We start from the raw sequence: 16,916 nt of genomic DNA, 5'->3' as shown, positions 1-16,916 counted from the left end.
GCCCGTCAGAATTCCCGCGTCACCGAGACGAAGAAGCCCGAGCGGCCCTTCTCGACGCGGCCGTCGACCGTGTTCTCGAGGCCGAAGTTCCACGAACCGGAGAGCTCCATCGAGAGGTTCCACGGCAGACCCGTCGTGAACCCGGCGGAGACGGCCGGAAAGGAGCCCGTGCGCGTCTCGACCCCCGTTCCTCCCCGCACCGGGACGTCCGCCCAGGCGAGCGTCCCGCGCAGCTGGAGGGCCAGAAAGAAAATCGGCTCGAAGCGGTACTCGAGATCGACGGTCGCGTAGCGCGCGGTCGCGATCTCGTCGACGCCCGCCGAAGGGAGGACGACGCGGGAGAGCGTCTCGAAGTCGCCCCACGTCGATCCGCTCCCGAGACGAAACGCGGAGAAGCGGTCGAGGTCGGAGCCGGTCCCGGCGTGCGCGGAGCCGACGAGCGAGTGCCGCTCCGAGAGCCCCGGGATCCCCGTGGCGACGTACGCGAAGGTGCTCGCCGCGAGCCAGCTGCCGCCTCCCGTCTCGAGCCCGTCGGCCGGCAGCCCCCACGGCTCCCACTTCGTCCGGCGGCCCCAGACGCCGTCGGCTCCTGCCGACCACCCGCGATGCGGCAGCTCCAGGGTGTTCCGCACGAGGGCGTCGGCCCGGACCCGCAGGTGGCCTCTCGCCTCGAACGTCTTCGTCGGCAGGACGAAGGTCGGGTCGGTCCGGTCGCCCTCGTCGAACCAGAGGTTTCCCGTCTCCAGCGTCAGTGCGACGTCGAGCGCGTTGTCGATCGCTCCCGGTCCGATGCGCGCGTGCGCGGCGAGGCCGAGCCCCAGACGCGCCTGGTACCACTCGAGCTCCTCCGCGCGCTGCCGCTCTCCCTGGACGTACTCGGAGCGCGCCCACGGCGGCGTCAGGCTGTCGAACGACGTGACGACCGCGACCACCTTGTTCTCCGACAGCGTGAGGTCCCAGCGGAGCTCGTTGGCGATCCCCGCGACGATGGCGCGGAGGCGGCCTTCTCCCTCCTCCGGGGCGCGCCAGAAGTAGGCCCCGCCGGCAGGCCCGAAATCGAGACCGGCGGGACCCTCAGGCAGAAGGACAGCTCCCAGGTTGAGGTACGTGATCCGGCCCCGGTCCCGCTTCGGCGCGCGCACCTCCCGGCCGAAGATCGTTCCGACAGCGACCTGCCCGGCGCGAGGCGTCTTGTAGTCGTCCGCGCGGGTCGGCAGGGCCCAGGCGAGGACGGAGAGAGCAAAGAGCCTGGCGACGGAGCGGAGCGAGGTGGACATGGCGTCCTCCGCGGTCGGGACCTGCCTTCCAGGGAATGACGGTGCGATCATCGTACGCCTCGCGATCAGAACCGGCCGCCGATTCCGATCGCGACGAAAGTGTGTGAGACCGAGACGCTCGTGGCCGGGAACTCGACCTGGGCACCCCTGTAGGTCGTGGCTTCCCACGGCCCCGCGGTGGCGTTCCCCACCCAGCGGTACTGCGCGAGTGCGGCGAAGAAGACCGGGGTGTCGACCGGCACGGTGAGGGCGACCTCGACGACGAAGCCGGGCTTCCATTTCCGGAACTGGACGGTGCCGGCCCCATAGGTCTGCCCCAGCTCGAGATCGACACGGTGGAACGCGGGCCCTGCCCCGAGCCGAAGGGCCGGGACCGGCTGGAACCACGCCATCGGCGCCAAGGTCAGGATCCGGCAGTCCGCGCTGACGAAGACGCTGGCGTAGAGGCCGTCGACGCGCTCCCGGTAGCCCTCGACGCTTCCGAAATCGGTCGGTCCGCCTCCGATGCCGACGTGCCACGGTCCATGGCCGAGCCTCCTCCGAACCGCTCCCCAATAGGAGAAGCGGTCCGTCTCGTCGTCGTACGTCTGGGGATAGGTGGTCGTTCCCCCGCCGAACCAGCCTCCAGACATGCTGTCGTCGAACCCCGCCAGGCGCATCGCCGCCTCGAGGTCGTCGGCAGGCCCGCCGAAGGACGGGCCAGAGACGGCCTCGAAGGACCAGAGGCGGACGCGAGGGGAGTCCGGAGACGCGCCGTCCTGCGCGCAGACGGGGAGCGCGGAGAGGAGGAGCGCCGGGAGCGCAACGAGGGCCAGGAGGGACGGACCCGAGCAGCCGGACCGGTGCGGGAGACGGACATGGCGCACCTCCTCTACGTCGTGTCAGGGTTCAGCGGGAGAGTCCGGAGAGACGCCCGATCCCCGGGCGACCGTGAACGGGTGCGAGATCCCTCACGCGCCCATCGGCTCGCGGGTTTACGATCCCGCCCATTCCCTCGACCTGGCCCAGGAGCGCCGTGTACTCGAAGACGCCGGGGATCGGCGCCACGTTCGACAGGGGAACGCCGAGCATGTCGACGAGGAACATCGCGACCGCGGCGTTCGTCGTGAGGGTGTAGGTCCGGCTCGGGTCGAGCGCCTCGTCACCGACCCGGATGCTCTGGAACGAGACCCTCTCCCCGGGAGTCCGGCGAGAGTCGTAGGCGAACCGGATTCCGGAGACGTGTGGGAAGAAGGCGCCCTCGGGGCCCGCGCCTGCGACGCCGATCTCGAGCACCATGACGAGCGCCTCCGCGCTCAGCTCGCTCGTCACGAGACCGAAGCCGAATCCCGTCTCGGGGTCGAGGCCGTAGCTGACGACGCGGAAGAGATCGGCCGGGACGAGGGGCCCCTTCGAGATCCCTTCCGAAAGGAAGCCGGTGCTCGTGAAGGCGAAATCGGTCTGGCCGGCGGTGCGGAACGCGTCCGTCACGAGGTTCCCGGTGGGCGTGTCCTTCCACGGGCTCCGTTCACGGGGCAGGATCGGAAGGTCGCGCCGCGCCACCCCGACCTCGCGCGAGAAGACCGGTCCGAGCGACTCCTCGATTCCCGCCTTCAGCTGTGAGACGAGAGCTTCGACCCCGGGGTCGGGCCGGACGCGATCGTCGACGGGAATGAGGTCGTAGCTGGCGAGGTGGACCCTTCCTCCCCGAAGAGCGAGCCGCAGGCGCCCGACGTTCGCGAAATGGGGACCCGCCTGGACAATCAGGACGTTGCGCCCCGAGGGCGTTCGGACCTCGACGGGCTCCTCGAGCAGGATGTGGTCGTGGCCGCCGACGATCACGTCGATCCCCTCCACCCCCTCGGCGACGGCCGTGTCGGACGAGAGGCCGAGGTGAGAGAGGAGGACGACGATCTCGGCGCCAGAGGCCCTGAGCGCTGCCACCTGGCGACTCGCCACGGCCACGACGTCCGGGTCGAGCGTGACGGACCCGTTCTGGCTCATTGGGTCGTCGGGGACGGTGAGCCCGAAAATGCCGACCTTCACGCCGCTCGCAGTCCTGAGGATCGAGGGGGAGATGAACGGAGTGAGCTCCCGAGGTTCCCGGCGTTCGCCGAGAGGAGCGGAACGGAGCCCGAGGCGAATCCCTGCGCGAGGATTCCGGCGAGGTACTCGGGACCCGGGTCGAATTCGTGGTTGCCGACGGCCATCGCGTCGAAGCGCATCGCCGCCATCCACTGCAGCTCGGGCACGCCCAGATAGAAGTTGAAGAAGAAGTCTCCCTGGAGAACGTCCCCGGCGTGGAGGAGAAGAGCCTCCGGGTCCTTCGCGCGCGCCGCGGCGATGACGGTCGTCGCCTTCGCAATTCCGCCGACCGTCCCTTCGAGGCTCCGGTCGCGGGAGCCGGTGGCGTCGAGGTGGGAGTGCGTGTCGCAGACGTGGAGGATCGTGACGGTGCGGTCGGCGGCCGGGAGCGGAGAAGCGAGAAGGAGGCTGACGATCAGGGCGAGGGTCGGGAGGACGAAGCGTTTCATCGGAGTGCTCCTTTCGGCGCCTCGGCGAGGCGCACGGGGTCGAGGCGGAGGACGAGTTCCTTGCGGGGAAGCGGATGGGTACGGCGCGAAGCGGAATCGATCGCGAATCCGGCGAGCGAGACGACCGCGGCGGTGACGCCCGTGGCGGTGGCGGCCTCGCTGCATTCCGGCCAGTTGATCGACTCGCACTGCTCCACGGCCCAGGCCGCGGCGGCGGTCAGGCCGAAGCCGACGCCCCACGGGCGCAGGGGCACGCTGTGGTTCCGGGCGATCTGGATCTCGCGCGGCTCGTAGCCCTCCATCTCCACCCGGACCATCACGGCGGGCGACTTCTCCCGGGGGATCCGAAGGGTGCCTGGCGTGACCGTCGTGGCGTTGCCGCAGGTCGCGATCGCCCCCGGCGGGTCCGTGACGACCTGCAGGTCGTCGTGGGAGGGGAGGCTCATCGACGCGCAGGCGGTAGAGAGGAGGGCTGCGGCGAGGAGGGGGGCGAACCGGAGCGGGGCGTCGTTCATGTCGGCCTCCTTCAGAGCTTTCGCCCCGTGGAAGCGCAACCCCGGTGCCGGGCCGGCCCGCTCCGGTCCGCCCACGGCCACCGCCGTCCAAGTCTCTCCGTTACTGGGAGATCGAAACGTGAGGGCCCCGGAACGGATTTCTCCGATCCGGGGCCCGTCTCACCTTTCGGCGAGACCTCCTCGCCGGGAGGCGAGGGGCCGGGTCGAACTCCCGGCCGCGCGGAACGCTCAGCAGCCCTTCATCATCTCCGCCATCCGCTTCTGCATCTCCTCGGGGGAGACGTCCTCGACGTGGGTGGCGAACGCCCACTGGTGCCCGAACGGGTCCGTGACCTTGGCGAAGCGGTCGCCCCAGAACTCGTCCTTCGGTTCCTGGGTCGACGCACAGCCGGCTTCGACGGCCCGCTTGTACGCCGCGTCGCAGTCCTCGACGTAGAGCATCATCGTGCAGGTCGTGCCGCCCCTCGAGATCGGTCCGAGCTGGCCCCAGTCGGGGAACTCGTCCGACACCATGACGATCGAGCTGCCGATCTTCACCTCGGCGTGCATCACCATGTCGCCCGGTCCCGGCATACGGAAGAGCTCCTCGGCGCCGAGCGCCTTCTTCCAGAGCTCGATCGCCGCCGCGGCCCCCTTGACGCAGAGGTAGGGGGTGACGCTGCCATACCCCTCGGGAATCGGGTTCACCTCTCCAGCCATCGTCGTCTCCTTTCGTCCCGCCCCGGAAGGGGCACGCTTCCCGGCCACGGGCTCTCCCCGCGGACGGTGTTCTCCCGGTGTGTCGTTCCGTCGTTCTACGCGACGCGGCCTTCCGGGTTTCGTGCCGGGCCGCCTTTTCCGTACCGCGCCGTCACGTATCCGGTGACGAGACCGACCAGTGCGCCGGGAAGCATCAGCTCGAAGTAGTACTTGCCCATCTGCGCGGCCACGAGGTAGGCGAAGAAGCCGCTCACCAGGACGCCGAAGACGATCGTCGCCGGGATCGAGGCGACCTTCTTCGAGAAGAAACCGATGAGGAGACCCGCGACGAGCCCCTTGAACGTCGACCCCATCACGATCCCGAGGATGTCCTTGCGGACCTCGGGCGTGAACCACGCCGTGAGCCCGTCGAGAACACCGAGACCTCCTCCGAGAAGCAGGCCAAGAAGCACCTTGTTCATCGTCGATCTCCCTTCATCCCACCTGTTCAACGGCTTCGCCGGTTTCATTAACGCCCGGTCACGAGGAGGATCGCCGCCCGCGCCGAGAGGTAGGCCGCCACGAGGAGGAGCGCCACGCGGTGCCGGGCGGCAAACCGCGCGGCTCTCTCCCAGGGACGCTCGCGATAGGCCGTGACCGGTTCCCCGTCCAGGAGGCGGGTCACGTCCGCGGCGGGGGACGCAACGTCGGGGTACCTCTCGTCCGGCCGGGCGGCCGTCGCCCGGGCGACGATCGCCGCGAGGCGGCGGCTCGCGGGAACCGTCTCCCCGACGAGTGCGGCGAGCAGCGCGCCGAGGGCGAAGACGTCGGCGCGGTGGTCGACCCCGTCCTCGCCCCGGGCCTGCTCCGGGGCCATGAAGCCGGGCGTCCCGAGGACCGACCCGGCGGCAGTCCCCGCCGCGGGAGGGGCCGTCTGTGCCGTCTCGCCTGCCGGCTCCGCCCCTCTGCGGCCGGAGCGCTCCAGGCCCGCATCCGAGAGCACGCGCGCGATCCCCCAGTCGAGGACGAGGACCTCTCCGAACGGCCCGACCATGACGTTGTCGGGCTTGAGGTCGCGGTGGACGACACCCCGCGCGTGGGCGAAGGCGACCGGCTCGCAGACGCGCAGGAAGAGCCGGAGCTTCTCGGGGAGCGTCGCGAGGCGCGCGGCGGCCGCGTCGAGCCGTTCGCCGCGAACGAGCTTCATCGCGTAGAAGGGGCGCCCGTCGGGGAGGCTCCCGACGTCGTGGACCGGGACGATCCCGGGGTGCTCGAGCCGCGCCAGGACGCGGGCCTCGAGGCGCAGGCGGGCGGCGAGATCCCCGGAATCGTCGGGGAGGTCGAGGACCTTCAGGGCGACGCTCCGCTGCAGGTCGGGGTCCTCGGCCTCCCAGACGCTCCCCATCCCTCCCCGGCCGATCTCCCGGAGGAGGACGAATCGGGTCCCCGAGAGGTCGGGGGCTCGAAGCGCCCGGGCGACGCGCCCGACGTCCTCCCCCGCCAGCGGCCTCATGGCCCGTCCACCCCGAGGAGGGCCCGCGCCTCGAGCCGGAACTCCTCGTCGCTCCCCGTCATCTCGCCCAGGAGGCCGAGGACGATCTTGCGGAGCTCGCGCCGCGCCAGCGAGAGGCCGTTCGTGACGTCGGAGACGGAGACGCCGAAGCGCTCGGCGAGGGCGGCATAGGGGGAGGAGGCTCTCCTCCGCCCCCAGGTCGTAGATCTCGAAGAGGCGCGCCGCGATCCCCTTGCCCCTTCCGGCGAGGGCGATCTCGAGCCGCGCGAGGCCGAGCTCGAGGACGCTCCGCGCCCACTCCTTCTCGAACTCGCGCTCGGGCGACTCCCCGGGAGCGGCCAGCGCGTGCTCCAGCTCCTCGCGGGCCCCCTCGAAATCGAGGGACAGGAGAGGCACCCCGCCCCCCCGCTTCAGCCGCCCCGCCGCCTTCTCCGCGTTGGCGACGAGGCCGTCGACGCAGACCCGGAGGTACGTGCGGAGCTTCGCCTTCGACGGATCGAAGCGGGCGAGGAGATCCCGCTCGAGCAGCTCCGCGAAGAAGTCCTGGGTCAGGTCGGCGGCTTCCTCGTGCTCCTTTCCCCACTTCCGGCGGACGTGCCGGTAGACGGGCCGCCAGTAAGCCGCGACGAGAGTCTCAGCGCGCGCCGGCCGCTCCCGGCGTCCGCGCTTCGCGCCGCTTCGACGACCGAGGCCCGCGTCGGCGGGAAGAAGCCTTCGCTCATCCCTTCGGACGAAGCCTCTTCAGGACCTGTACCTGCCCGCAGTGGTAGAGGTCGTGCGCCGCCACGCCCCGCAAGAGGTGGAGCGCCTTCGCGCGGGCGGCGCCCGAGAGCCCCGGGAGCTTCCGGGCGACGGCGGCCACGAGCGCGCCGTGCTCGGCGGCGAGGAGGGCGAGATCGGCCTTCCACGCGGCCTCGTCGGGCTCGCCCTCCGGGCGCCGGAACCAGTTGCTCCCCTCGAGGGCGAAGGACCCTCGCTTCTCCCCGGTCAGCTTCCGCCTCACGGCGTACTTCCAGTAGGCGGCGTGAAGGGCCAGCTCCCAGGCGTTCGGCCGCCCCTCTCCGGGGCGCCACGCCGCCTCGGCCGCCGTCATCCCGCGGAACGAGCCGCGCAGGTTCGTGCCGTGCCACGACTTCCTCTCGAACGCCTCGGCCAGGAGGTCGAGAAGGAGGGACGTCTCGGGATCGCGCGGGGCCTCGGCCCAGGCTCCCACGCCCTCCTCTGCATGGCCGCCGCCGCCTGGGGCTCGGCCGGCGCCGAGGTCGTCACCGCCGACCCGACCTACCCGGGCCTCGGGCTCTATGCCGAGGCCCTCGGCGGAAAGGTCGTCCGCGTCCCCCACGACCCCGCGTTCCGGACCGACCTCGCCGCGATGGAGGCGCGCGTCGGGCCGGCGACGCGCCTCGTCTACGTCTGCAACCCCGCGAACCCGACGGGTACCGTCGTCGATCCCGCCGCGCTGCGCTCCTTCTGCGAGCGGGTGTCGGCGAAGGCGGTCGTCGTCGTCGACGAGGCCTACCGCGACTACCCCGACGCCGCGCGGTTCGCCTCGATGCTCCCGCTCGTGAAGAGGGGGCTGAACGTCGTCGTGACGTACACGTTCTCCAAGCTCCACGGCCTCGCAGGGCTCCGCGTCGGCACTGCGATGACGACTCCCGCACTCTCCGGCGCGCTCCGGAAGGTGCGGATGGGGGGCGCGCCGCTCGCCGTCTCCAACGTCGCCGTCGCGGCCGCGTCGGCGAGCCTCGACGACACGGCGTTCCTCGAGTCCTGCCGCCGCCGCACCGTCGCCGGGCGCGAGGCGCTCGCGGCATTCCTGCGCGAGGAGGGGCTCCCGACGCCGCCGTCGGAGACGAACTTCGTCTTCGTCCCGATGCCCTCGGGCGCCCCGGAGCTCGCGCGCGCCCTGGAGGAGCGCGGCGTCCGCGTCTCCCCGCGCGACCCGAAGCTCGGCCTGCGGGTCACCGTCGGGACGGAGGAGGATATGGTCCGCTTCCGCGCGGCGTTCCGCGAGGCGCGGGCGGCGCTCGCCTCCGCCTGACCCCTACAGCCCCCCGTCGAACGCGACCTTTCCGCCGACGATCGTCGCGAGGACGCGCGTCGAAGGGATCTCCGCGTCCGGAATCGTCGAGAGGTCCTTCGAGAGGACGACGACATCGGCGAGCTTGCCGGGCGTCAGCGTTCCCTTGAGGTCCTCCTCGAATCCGCCGTACGCATTCGCGACGGTGTAGGAGCGAAGGGCCTCCAGCCGCGTCATCCGCTGCTCGGGAAAGAAGGCGGGCCTCTTCGCCGGCTGGCGCGTCACGGAAGCGTGGAACGAGGCGATCGGGTCGACGTCCTCGACGGGGGCGTCGGTCCCGTTGCCGATCCGCGCCCCGGCGTCGAGGACCCGGCGCCAGGCGTAGGCCCCTTCCCTCGCGCGCTTCTCGCCGAGGCGGGCGGCGACGAACGGGGCGTCGGACGGGCAGTGGATCCCCTGCATCATCGCGAGGACCGGGAGCCTGGCGAAGCGGGGGACGTCGGCCGGGTCGAGGTGCTGCGCGTGCTCGATCCGGAAGCGCAGGTCCTTCTTCCGGGTGGCGCGCGAGGACGCGCTCGTAGACGTCGAGGACCTCCCGGTTCGCCCGGTCGCCGATCGCGTGGACGCCCAGCTGGAAGCCGTTCGTCACGGCGATCTCGGCCGTCCGCTCGAGGTCCTTCATGGCGTAGGTGTTCAGCCCGGTGCTCCCGGCGCGTCGGCGTAGGGCGCGAGGAGCCACGCGCCGCGTGAGCCGAGGGCGCCGTCGGCGAGCCGCTTGATGGCCCTCACCGTGAGGTGGTTCCGTCCCGCGCCGACGACCCTCGCCTTCGCGGCGCTCTTCTCGAGCTCCTCGTTCGAGGCGGAGAGCATCGCGTAGACGCGGATGCCGAGCGTTCCCGCCTCGGCACGCTGCCGATACCGCTCGACGACGTCGAAGGAGACCCCCGCGTCGTGGAGGGTCGTGACTCTTTGCGGAGGCACTCCTCGACGGCGAGGTCGATCCGCCGGTCGAGATCGGCCGTCACCTCGGCCGGAGTCCTCTTCGCGAGGTCGGCCTTCAGCGCCGCGTCGACGAGGTCCTCCGCCGTCTCGCGCAGAAGGCCCGTCGGCTCGCCCGAGGCGTCCTTCAGGATGTCGCCTCCCGCGGGCGATTTCGTGTCGCGCCCGACGCCGCGCCGCGCACGAGCGCCGCGGCGTTCACGAAGGCCGCGTGCCCGCTGGCGTGAGAGAGAAGGACCGGGTTCGACGGGGAGGCCGCGCTGAGACTGGCGTGGAGCGGAAACCCCTCGACGTTCGGCTCGGGGGGCGAGCTCCACTCCTTCTGGTGCCAGCCGCGCCCCAGGATCCACTCGCCGGGGCGGGCCTTCTTGACGGCTGCGGCGACGCGTGGCCACGAGCGCACCTCCGAGAAGGACCGCCAGGCCACCGCCGAGTCTCTTCACGACGTCACCTCCGCAGCGCCGCATTCTGCCCCTTCCGCTCGTCGGCGGAATCGACCGCTCGTCGGCCGGCCGCGCCGTTCGCCGGCTTCCGCGTGACGCCCCGGCCCCGGCGGATCAGATTTCCTGCATGATCAGCGCACCCGGACCGAATCCCACGACCCGCGCGGACGCGAAGGCCCTGCTGGCCCTCCTGGAGGTCGTCGTGAAGAGAGCGCTCGTCCTGCTCGCCGCCATCGTTCTCCTCGCCCTTCTCCTCGTGCCTCTCCTGGCGACGGCGGCCCCTCCGGAAGAGGCCGACGCGGCGGTCCGGGCGCCGGTCGAGGCCTACCTGCGCGGTCACGCGACGGGCGACGGCGAGGAGTGGCGGAAGGCCTTCCACCCTTCGGCCATGGTCACGGGCGTGAGGGACGGCAAGCTCGTCTCGATGACCGCGCCCGACTTCGTGTCGCGGGCCGCCGGAAAGCCGCCCGCCGACGAGGCGCAGCGCAAACGCCGGATCGTCTCGATCGACGTGGCGGGCGACGCGGCCCTCGCGAAGGTGGAGCTCGACTACCCGAAAGTCTTCTTCGTCGACTACCTCTCACTCCTGAGGATCGACGGCGAGTGGAAGATCGCCCAGAAGACCTACACCGGCACCTCGAAGAAGGCGCCGTGACGCCGCGTCGGCGGCCCCCGACCGGAACCGCACCGTGAAGCTCCCCGGCCGCCCCTTCTGGATCGCGCAGGTCGCCGGCTGGAGCGGGTATCTCCTCGTCCTCTGGCTCTCGGGCCTCGTCTACCTTCTCGGAGCCGTCCTTCGCCGCCCTCCTCGAGAACTTCCACTTCAAGGCGGTCGCGGCGGCGGGGGGATTCCTCACGAGCCTCGGTCTCTGGGCCGTCTACCAGCGGCTCCTCCCCGAGAGACCGAAGACCGGGAGGATCGTCCTCGTCGCCGTGACCTTCTCCTTCCTCCTCGGCCTCGTCTGGTCGGCGGCGGCCACGCGGGTCCTCTGGCCCGAGAAACCTCTCTGGCCCGGTGCCTTCAAGAGCGCCACGAACTCCGGCATCACGCTCTGGCCTGGAGCGCGCTCTACCTCGCTTCACCACCTATCGCGCCCGGCTCGACGCCGAGACGGAGCGCGCCCTGCGCGCCGACGCCCTCGCGAGCCAGGCGCCTCGAGATGCTCCGCTACCAGGTGAACCCCAGCCTTCCTCTTCAACGCGCTCAACTCCATCCGTGCGCTCATCGAGGAGGACCGGGACAAGGTGCGGCCTCATGGTGACCGAGCTGTCGGAGTTCTTCCGCTACTCGCTCCTCCACGCCCGCTCGGGCGAGATCCCTCTCGAGGCCGAGCTGGAGGCCATCCGCAGCTACCTCGCCATACAGAAGATCCGCTTCGAGGAGCGGCTCGAGGTGACCTGGGAGGTCTCCGCGGAGGCGTCGGCCGCCCGCCTTCCCGGGTTCCTGGTCCACCCGCTCGTCGAGAACGCGGTGAAGCACGGCATGGAGACGAGCCCGATGCCGCTCCGGATCGGGATCGCGGCACGCCTGTCCGGGCGCCGCCTCGTCGTGGAGGTGACGAACAGCGGGAGGCTCGCGCCGAACGGGACGTGCGAGGGGACCGGCACCGGCCTCGCGAACGTCCGCGAGCGGCTCGCGCACCACTTCCCCGGCCGGCACGCCTTCACGATCGCCGAAGAGAAGGACCTCGTCGTGGCCCGGCTCGAGCTCGACACGGAGGCGCCGTGAAGGCCCGCCTGACGGCACTCATCGTCGACGACGAGCGTCTCGCCCGCGCCGAGCTCCGCCGGCTGCTCGCCGTCCACCCGGAGATCGAGGTCGCCGGAGAGGCGGGGCGACGTCGCCGAGGCCGAGGCCGAGATCGCCCGGCTCTCTCCCCCGACGGTCGTCTTCCTCGACATCCGGATGCCGGGCGCGAGCGGCTTCGACCTCGTCGAGAAGATCCCCTCCGGGACCCGCGTCGTCTTCGTGACCGCCTACAGCGAGTACGCGCTCCGCGCCTTCGAGGCGAACGCCTCGACTACCTGATGAAGCCGGTCCCGCCCGAAACGCTCGCCGCCGCCGTCCGCAAGCTCCTCGACGGAACGCCGCCCGCGGCGACGCGCCGGCCCCTCCACCTCGACGACCCGCTCATCGTCCTCCGCCGGGACGCACTACCGGGTCGTCCGGGTGCGGCAGACTCGTCTGCCTGCGGGCCGCGCGCGACTCCTCCGAGGCGGTCACCGCCGACGGCCGGACGACGCTCGTCGGGCGAAGCCTCGCGAGTGGGAGAGGAGCTCCTCCCGCCCCCGCCACTTCCTGAGGGTCCACCGGTCGACGATCGTGAACGTCGATCACGTGGAGCGGATCGAGCCTGGGTTCAAGGCGGGTTCCGGGTGAGGCCTGCGCGGCCTGGAGGAGCTGGTCGAGGTGAGCCGGCGACACGCGGCGCTCCTCCGGGAGCGGCTCGTCTGAGCGTGCGGGTCTCGCCTCGGTTAGCATCCGCGCCACAAATCATGAGAGCGCTCCTCCCCGGCGTCGGCACGGCCGCCCTCGGCGTCGCCGTCCTCCTGACGTTCGCCTCGCCCTGACGACGAAGCTTCACGCTCCCGGCCCCGGGCGGGCCCGACGCGATGGGGCTCGTCGTCGTCTTCTTCCTTCCATCGGCGGCGTGGCCCTCGTCCTCTTCGGAGCCCTCGTCTGCGTCGCGCGCGGGGGATTGACTGGGTGAGCTGTTCACCGGGCATCCTGACGCTCGCCGTCCTGGGCACCGTCGTCGGACTGGGCATCCTCTCCGTCGGGGCGGCAGTCTTCTCGCTCGAGGTCCGCTACGCGTCGCGGACCGTCGCCGGCCTCGCCGGCGGCCTTCTCCTCCCACTCCTGGTGATCGGCGTCCTCGGGTTCCTTCTCTGGTCCGAGCCCGGTTCCGTCCCGGCGCGAGGGATGGCCGCCCCGCCGGGGCGGTCCTCGCCGGGCTCGCGGTCCCTCGCTTCGCCGGAGCTGGCTCGCTTCCTTCAAGGGCTCCGCGGAGGACGCCAGGAGGGCCGAAGAAGGGCGCGTCGCCGACGAGGCGCGGTAGGCGGAAGTGCGGCAGGAGGATGAAGCGCGGCGCGAGGGGCCGCCGCCGAGCTCGCGGCGCTCCCCGACGACACCCCGCTCGGAGACGTTCCTCACGCACCTCTTCATCGACAAGAGGCGAGGAGCACCACCGGAAGGCCATCGAGCGCATCCGGGCGCTCCTGACCTGACGGAGATGGCGGCGCGCGACTCGAGCACCCTGAGCCGCTCCAGCGAGTACGTCCTGAATTTCGCGAAGATGGCCGGGCGCCCGACCCGGCGTGGAGCCGCTCGTGCGCCAGGCGATCGTCCGTCTCGCGGCCGATTACGCGGAGGCGAAGGACCTCTCCTCGGCCGGATCACGCACGTGAAGGGCTGTCGTGGGGGCGCCCTCCTCGCCGCGCAGACGTTCGGGCCGGACCGCTCGAAGCGGAGGCCCGGAGCCTCAGGGAGGCCGTCGCCCTGTGGCCGAACGAGGAGCCATGGAACGACGCGCTCGCGGTCATCGACCTCTACCTGCAGGCGGGGCTCCCGAATAGCGGGCGCCCGCCGTCAGTCAGCGGCATCAGCCCCAGCGCCTTCGGCCAGGTCCCCGTCGGTCTTCAGGCTGCGGGTGAAGCACCCGCTCGACGAGGAACTCGGCCATTTCGGCCACGATCCAGCGGAAGGTCTCCTCGCCGACCGAGTTGAGGTCGGCGTCGGGGCGCAGTTCATGAAGTCGATGGCGTAGGGGACGCGTCCTGACGGCGAGAACTCGACGGTGTTCATGTCGTAGCCGAGCGCATCGCAGAGGGCGAGGGCGTCCTTCGTCACGCGCAGCGCCATGTCGTCCGGGACGACCTGCCCGGCGACCGCCGAATAGCGCGACTCGTGGGGCTCCTTCGGGGCGTACGGATGATCTTCACCTTCCGCCGGCCCGCGACCCAGCAGCGGTAGTCGGTGAACTCGATCGCCTCCTGGGCCATCATCGTCGGGGTCGCGCGTCTTGTCGTACGCCTGGAAAGAACTCGCGGCTGTGGACCTTGTAGACGTCCTTCCAGCCGCCGCCGTAGGCCGGCTTCATGAAGATCGGGAAGCCGAGGTAGCGGAAGACCTCGTCCCAGTCGACGAGCCTCATGTTCCTTAACGACTTCTCGGTCGTTCGGGGGTGCTCAGTGCGGCAGGAGAACCGTCCGCACGGCGACCCCAACGGCCCTCGCGACGACGTTGTCGAAGAACTTGTCGTCGGCCGACCACCAGAACGGGTTGTTGACGACCTGCACGCCGCGCGCGGCCGCACTTGAGGAGCGTCCTGTAGAACGGCACCTCGTGGCTGATCCGGTCGAGGATCACGTCGTAGGCAAACGCCTGCTCCCTCTGAGACGTGCCCGACCTGGACGGGCTCGCCGCGGCGCGGCGACGCCGGGCCAGCTCGTTGATCTCGTGGCAGAGGGCCCACGGGAACGTGTGTCCTCCATGCCGAACAGGACCTGATCGTCTTCACGCTCCCTTCGGCCCCTCCACGGATCCGGGTTCTTCCGCGTCCGGGATCGTATCGGACCCCCGGCGCCCAAAGCTCCGCGCCCGATAGACTCCCGCTTGGCAGAGGCGCGAACACCACCCTGGGTCAACACCACCTCGGCCGGACGATGGAGTTCCTCCTGTTCGGGACCGGGGCTACCCTGTGTCATCTTCCCCACCTCGATGGGCGCTTCTGGCAGGCAGAGGACTACAGGGCTCACCGGCGCTCTCGCCGACAAGGTGGATGCTGGCTACATCCAGCTCGTCTGCGTCGACCCATCGACACCGAGAGCTGGTACAACAAGAACGCGCCTCCCGCCTATCGCGTGAGGCGGCACGCCGACTACGACCGTACCTCCGGAACGAGCTCGTCCCCTACATCCAGCACCGCCCGGCTGCGGCGACCTCGGCGGTCTATGGCGCCTCCTTCGGCGCTACCACGCCGCGAGCTTCGCCGGGCGCTACCCGGCCTCGTCACGCAGGCGGTCCTCCCTCTCGGCCTCTACCTCGGGGCAGTTCCTGGACGGCTACTGGGACGACCTCTGCTACTACCACTGCCCCAGAGGCCTTGTTCGTGAACGCCGACGAGGGGCTCGTCCAGCGCCTCCTCCCAGGTCGACTGGTTCGTCGCACCGGCGAGCACGACGCGCTCATCGGCGAGAACCGGCACTTCGCCGGCCTCCTGCAGGGCAAGGGGATCCCCGTCCACGCCGAGTTCTCCAGCCCGGGGTCTGCTGCACGACTCGCCGTTCTGGCGCGACGCGGTCCGGCGATTCCTCTGAGAACCGGTAAGGAGGGACCACCCGGGCTGTCCCGCCCGGCGCGGAACGAATCCGCAAACCGTTCTCACGAAACGACATGACATCGCCGAGGAAAACCCCCGGCGCGTCGCCTGCGCGTAAACTTCCACAAGGTGAGGTGTCCATGACCATCCGCAGCCAGGTCCTCGTCGCCGCCGCCAGTCTTGCGGTCCTTCTCGGAGGCCCCGCCGCGGCCAGGGAAGTCAAAGCCGAGGAGCACGTCCTCCCGAACGGGATGAAGCTCCTCCTCGTCCAACGTCTGACGGACGAGCCGTCCGTGTCCGGCCGGTCGCGAAGGTCGGCAGCGCCAACGCGCGCGTCGGCATGACCGGCATCAGCCACCTCTTCGAGCACATGATGTTCAAGGGGACGACGACGCTCGGCTCGAAGAACCCAGCGGGACCTCGAGATCATCGGCGAGCAGGAGAAGCTCCGCGACGAGATGCGGCCGAGGAGTCGCAGATGCGCACCGGCCTGGCGGCGGCGAGGTCGACGACCTCACGGAGCCGGAGAGCAAGACCCCCCGCTACAAGGAGCTCGAGGTGAAGTTCGACGCCTGGTCGAGGAGCAGCGCGATTCCGTTGAAGAATCGAGTCGACCGGATCTTACACGACGAACGGCGCCCTCGGGGATGAACCCCTTCACCACGAACGACCTGACGGCGTACTTCATCACCGTCCCGAAGAACAAGCTGGAGCTCTGGTTCTGATGGAGTCCGACCGGCTGAAGGACCCTTGTCTTCCGCGAGTTCTACGCGAGCGGGACGTCGTCTACGAGCGCCGGCTCCGCGTCGAGTCGACCCCGACCGGGAAGCGCTCGATTATGCGTTCGGAGTCGATCTTCTGGCACTCGACGCCGTACACTTGGCCCGTCATCGGCTACGCCTCCGACGTCGCGAACATCATTAAGGCGGAGGCCGACGACTACTTCGGCGACCCACTACGCCCCGAACAACCTGACCGCCGTTCTCGTCGGCGCCTTCGGACAGGGCCGAGGCGCTGAGGTCGCGGGCGAGTACTTCGGCCGGATCCGCGCGGAAAGGTCGCCCCCCCGAGGTCGCCACGCTCCCGACGAAGTGGCAGTACGACCCGCGTCTGCTGGCGAGGCCGACACGAACCCCACCGCCGAGATCCGCTGGTACACCGTGCTCTTCCAGCACAAGGGACTCGTACGCTCTTCCGTCCTCGCCGAGCTCCTGAACGGCCGGACGGGGCGCCTTATAAGTCCATGGTCCTCCCCGATGCCGTCGCGACCCGTGCGAGCGCGCCTCGCACAACTCTGCCGGCGCCCCGGGCAGTACGCCGGTCCTTCCACGTTCGGCGCTGAGGTCAAGGGGAAGGAAGACGCCGGCCGAGGCCGCGGGTAAAGGCTCCTCGGCGAGATCGAGTGCCTGGAAGAAGGAGCCTCCGTCCCCGTCGACGAGCTCCAGAAGGTGTGAAGAAACAACATCGCGGCGGTTCGTTCTGCCGGGTCTCCCTCGGACTTCCTGATCCTCGTCCAGCTGATGGTCAACGAGGGCTGGCGGCGACTGGCAGGAGATGGACCTCGGGCCGAAGAAGCTCCGAGGCCGTCACGGCCGCCGAGTCCAGCGGGTCGCCCAGACCTATCTCGTGAAGGAGAA

22 protein-coding genes and 2 pseudogenes are annotated in these 16,916 nt (G+C 70.6%); 9 read left to right on the top strand and 15 right to left on the bottom strand.

The genetic code is table 11. The features are described from left to right. Positions 1–5: 5 nt before the first annotated feature. The 10 genes and pseudogenes from IPN03_18720 to IPN03_18675 all read right to left on the bottom strand — a co-directional run bounded on the left by IPN03_18720 (position 6) and on the right by IPN03_18675 (position 7,709). Entirely contained in the window at positions 6–1,277 is a 1,272-nt protein-coding gene (locus tag IPN03_18720; protein MBK9375691.1) for a hypothetical protein, read from the bottom strand. Between the two features lie 65 nt (positions 1,278–1,342). Beyond that, complete coding sequence (locus tag IPN03_18715) at positions 1,343–2,143, bottom strand: hypothetical protein (protein MBK9375690.1); 801 nt, start codon at positions 2,141–2,143, stop codon at positions 1,343–1,345. Between the two features lie 22 nt (positions 2,144–2,165). After that, positions 2,166–3,302 (bottom strand): 5'-nucleotidase C-terminal domain-containing protein, encoded by a 1,137-nt coding sequence (locus tag IPN03_18710; GenBank protein ID MBK9375689.1) that lies wholly within the window; start codon positions 3,300–3,302, stop codon positions 2,166–2,168. Next, on the bottom strand, positions 3,299–3,790 hold the full coding sequence (locus IPN03_18705; GenBank protein MBK9375688.1) for a metallophosphoesterase: 492 nt from the start codon (positions 3,788–3,790) through the stop codon (positions 3,299–3,301). Before IPN03_18705 ends, IPN03_18710 begins: the two co-directional genes overlap by 4 nt. Then, a complete protein-coding gene (locus IPN03_18700) occupies positions 3,787–4,305 on the bottom strand; it encodes a hypothetical protein (GenBank protein ID MBK9375687.1) in 519 nt (172 codons plus the stop codon). Before IPN03_18700 ends, IPN03_18705 begins: the two co-directional genes overlap by 4 nt. Positions 4,306–4,533: 228 nt before the next feature. Next, positions 4,534–5,004 (bottom strand): VOC family protein, encoded by a 471-nt coding sequence (locus IPN03_18695; GenBank protein MBK9375686.1) that lies wholly within the window; start codon positions 5,002–5,004, stop codon positions 4,534–4,536. A 95-nt stretch (positions 5,005–5,099) separates the two neighbouring features. Then, positions 5,100–5,465: a hypothetical protein gene (locus IPN03_18690; GenBank protein MBK9375685.1), complete on the bottom strand. Its 366-nt coding sequence runs from the start codon at positions 5,463–5,465 to the stop codon at positions 5,100–5,102. A gap of 47 nt (positions 5,466–5,512) precedes the next feature. After that, positions 5,513–6,496, bottom strand: a complete 984-nt coding sequence (locus IPN03_18685) for a serine/threonine protein kinase (GenBank protein ID MBK9375684.1) — start codon at positions 6,494–6,496, stop codon at positions 5,513–5,515. Between the two features lie 432 nt (positions 6,497–6,928). Further along, positions 6,929–7,126, bottom strand: a pseudogene (locus IPN03_18680) (RNA polymerase subunit sigma-24). 88 nt (positions 7,127–7,214) lie between these two features. Beyond that, the gene (locus IPN03_18675) at positions 7,215–7,709 is read right to left on the bottom strand and encodes a DinB family protein (GenBank protein ID MBK9375683.1); all 495 of its coding nucleotides are present in this window, start codon (positions 7,707–7,709) and stop codon (positions 7,215–7,217) included. A 12-nt stretch (positions 7,710–7,721) separates the two neighbouring features. Here IPN03_18675 and IPN03_18670 point away from each other — a divergent pair, with 12 nt between their 5' ends. Then, positions 7,722–8,537 (top strand): histidinol-phosphate aminotransferase family protein, encoded by an 816-nt coding sequence (locus tag IPN03_18670; GenBank protein ID MBK9375682.1) that lies wholly within the window; start codon positions 7,722–7,724, stop codon positions 8,535–8,537. A gap of 3 nt (positions 8,538–8,540) precedes the next feature. On the opposite strand, the gene IPN03_18665 is transcribed toward IPN03_18670, so the two are convergent. The 3 genes from IPN03_18665 to IPN03_18655 form a co-directional block, all read right to left on the bottom strand. Next, the gene (locus IPN03_18665) at positions 8,541–9,059 is read right to left on the bottom strand and encodes an amidohydrolase family protein (GenBank protein ID MBK9375681.1); all 519 of its coding nucleotides are present in this window, start codon (positions 9,057–9,059) and stop codon (positions 8,541–8,543) included. A gap of 150 nt (positions 9,060–9,209) precedes the next feature. Further along, positions 9,210–9,497, bottom strand: coding sequence for a hypothetical protein (locus IPN03_18660; protein MBK9375680.1), 288 nt, complete (start codon positions 9,495–9,497; stop codon positions 9,210–9,212). Positions 9,498–9,642: 145 nt separating this feature from the next. Then, positions 9,643–9,942 (bottom strand): amidohydrolase family protein, encoded by a 300-nt coding sequence (locus tag IPN03_18655; GenBank protein ID MBK9375679.1) that lies wholly within the window; start codon positions 9,940–9,942, stop codon positions 9,643–9,645. Between the two features lie 143 nt (positions 9,943–10,085). Here IPN03_18655 and IPN03_18650 point away from each other — a divergent pair, with 143 nt between their 5' ends. Beyond that, positions 10,086–10,613 (top strand): nuclear transport factor 2 family protein, encoded by a 528-nt coding sequence (locus tag IPN03_18650; protein ID MBK9375678.1) that lies wholly within the window; start codon positions 10,086–10,088, stop codon positions 10,611–10,613. A 223-nt stretch (positions 10,614–10,836) separates the two neighbouring features. On the opposite strand, the gene IPN03_18645 is transcribed toward IPN03_18650, so the two are convergent. Then, entirely contained in the window at positions 10,837–11,004 is a 168-nt protein-coding gene (locus IPN03_18645) for a hypothetical protein (GenBank protein MBK9375677.1), read from the bottom strand. Positions 11,005–11,213: 209 nt separating this feature from the next. Between IPN03_18645 and IPN03_18640 the strand changes: the two genes are divergently transcribed. The 4 genes from IPN03_18640 to IPN03_18625 all read left to right on the top strand — a co-directional run bounded on the left by IPN03_18640 (position 11,214) and on the right by IPN03_18625 (position 13,040). After that, positions 11,214–11,687: a histidine kinase gene (locus IPN03_18640; GenBank protein ID MBK9375676.1), complete on the top strand. Its 474-nt coding sequence runs from the start codon at positions 11,214–11,216 to the stop codon at positions 11,685–11,687. Positions 11,688–11,819: 132 nt separating this feature from the next. Continuing rightward, positions 11,820–11,987: a response regulator gene (locus IPN03_18635; GenBank protein ID MBK9375675.1), complete on the top strand. Its 168-nt coding sequence runs from the start codon at positions 11,820–11,822 to the stop codon at positions 11,985–11,987. A 141-nt stretch (positions 11,988–12,128) separates the two neighbouring features. After that, complete coding sequence (locus tag IPN03_18630; GenBank protein ID MBK9375674.1) at positions 12,129–12,338, top strand: LytTR family transcriptional regulator; 210 nt, start codon at positions 12,129–12,131, stop codon at positions 12,336–12,338. Positions 12,339–12,665: 327 nt separating this feature from the next. After that, on the top strand, positions 12,666–13,040 hold the full coding sequence (locus IPN03_18625) for a hypothetical protein (protein ID MBK9375673.1): 375 nt from the start codon (positions 12,666–12,668) through the stop codon (positions 13,038–13,040). 919 nt (positions 13,041–13,959) lie between these two features. On the opposite strand, the gene IPN03_18620 is transcribed toward IPN03_18625, so the two are convergent. Continuing rightward, positions 13,960–14,112 carry a hypothetical protein gene (locus tag IPN03_18620; GenBank protein MBK9375672.1) on the bottom strand — a complete coding sequence of 51 codons (153 nt, stop codon included), beginning with the start codon at positions 14,110–14,112 and terminating at the stop codon, positions 13,960–13,962. Positions 14,113–15,419: 1,307 nt separating this feature from the next. On the opposite strand from IPN03_18620, the gene IPN03_18615 reads away from it, so the two are divergent. The 3 genes and pseudogenes from IPN03_18615 (at position 15,420) to IPN03_18605 (ending at position 16,297) form a co-directional block, all read left to right on the top strand. Then, positions 15,420–15,623, top strand: coding sequence for a hypothetical protein (locus IPN03_18615; protein MBK9375671.1), 204 nt, complete (start codon positions 15,420–15,422; stop codon positions 15,621–15,623). Beyond that, positions 15,566–15,841: pseudogene (locus IPN03_18610) on the top strand (insulinase family protein). The gene IPN03_18615 and the pseudogene IPN03_18610 overlap by 58 nt, the downstream one beginning before the upstream one ends. Positions 15,842–16,003: 162 nt before the next feature. Next, on the top strand, positions 16,004–16,297 hold the full coding sequence (locus IPN03_18605; protein MBK9375670.1) for a hypothetical protein: 294 nt from the start codon (positions 16,004–16,006) through the stop codon (positions 16,295–16,297). Positions 16,298–16,916 lie beyond the last annotated feature (619 nt).

The sequence above is a fragment of the Holophagales bacterium genome (assembly GCA_016719485.1).
In the GTDB taxonomy this organism is placed as follows: Bacteria; Acidobacteriota; Thermoanaerobaculia; order UBA5066; family UBA5066; genus UBA5066.
This window is presented reverse-complemented; position numbering and strand designations above follow the sequence as displayed.

What these genes read in the sequence shown, in the direction of transcription:
- IPN03_18645 (MBK9375677.1), bottom strand. Translation starts at nt 11,004, where the DNA reads ATGCCGGAGTTCGTGGCGCTCTTGAAGGCACCGGGCCAGAGAGGTTTC.
- IPN03_18685 (MBK9375684.1), bottom strand. Translation starts at nt 6,496, where the DNA reads ATGAGGCCGCTGGCGGGGGAGGACGTCGGGCGCGTCGCCCGGGCGCTT.
- IPN03_18605 (MBK9375670.1), top strand. Translation starts at nt 16,004, where the DNA reads ATGGAGTCCGACCGGCTGAAGGACCCTTGTCTTCCGCGAGTTCTACGC.
- IPN03_18695 (MBK9375686.1), bottom strand. Translation starts at nt 5,004, where the DNA reads ATGGCTGGAGAGGTGAACCCGATTCCCGAGGGGTATGGCAGCGTCACC.
- IPN03_18700 (MBK9375687.1), bottom strand. Translation starts at nt 4,305, where the DNA reads ATGAACGACGCCCCGCTCCGGTTCGCCCCCCTCCTCGCCGCAGCCCTC.
- IPN03_18670 (MBK9375682.1), top strand. Translation starts at nt 7,722, where the DNA reads ATGGCCGCCGCCGCCTGGGGCTCGGCCGGCGCCGAGGTCGTCACCGCC.
- IPN03_18615 (MBK9375671.1), top strand. Translation starts at nt 15,420, where the DNA reads ATGACCATCCGCAGCCAGGTCCTCGTCGCCGCCGCCAGTCTTGCGGTC.
- IPN03_18720 (MBK9375691.1), bottom strand. Translation starts at nt 1,277, where the DNA reads ATGTCCACCTCGCTCCGCTCCGTCGCCAGGCTCTTTGCTCTCTCCGTC.
- IPN03_18620 (MBK9375672.1), bottom strand. Translation starts at nt 14,112, where the DNA reads ATGAGGCTCGTCGACTGGGACGAGGTCTTCCGCTACCTCGGCTTCCCG.
- IPN03_18705 (MBK9375688.1), bottom strand. Translation starts at nt 3,790, where the DNA reads ATGAAACGCTTCGTCCTCCCGACCCTCGCCCTGATCGTCAGCCTCCTT.
- IPN03_18690 (MBK9375685.1), bottom strand. Translation starts at nt 5,465, where the DNA reads ATGAACAAGGTGCTTCTTGGCCTGCTTCTCGGAGGAGGTCTCGGTGTT.
- IPN03_18650 (MBK9375678.1), top strand. Translation starts at nt 10,086, where the DNA reads ATGATCAGCGCACCCGGACCGAATCCCACGACCCGCGCGGACGCGAAG.
- IPN03_18640 (MBK9375676.1), top strand. Translation starts at nt 11,214, where the DNA reads ATGGTGACCGAGCTGTCGGAGTTCTTCCGCTACTCGCTCCTCCACGCC.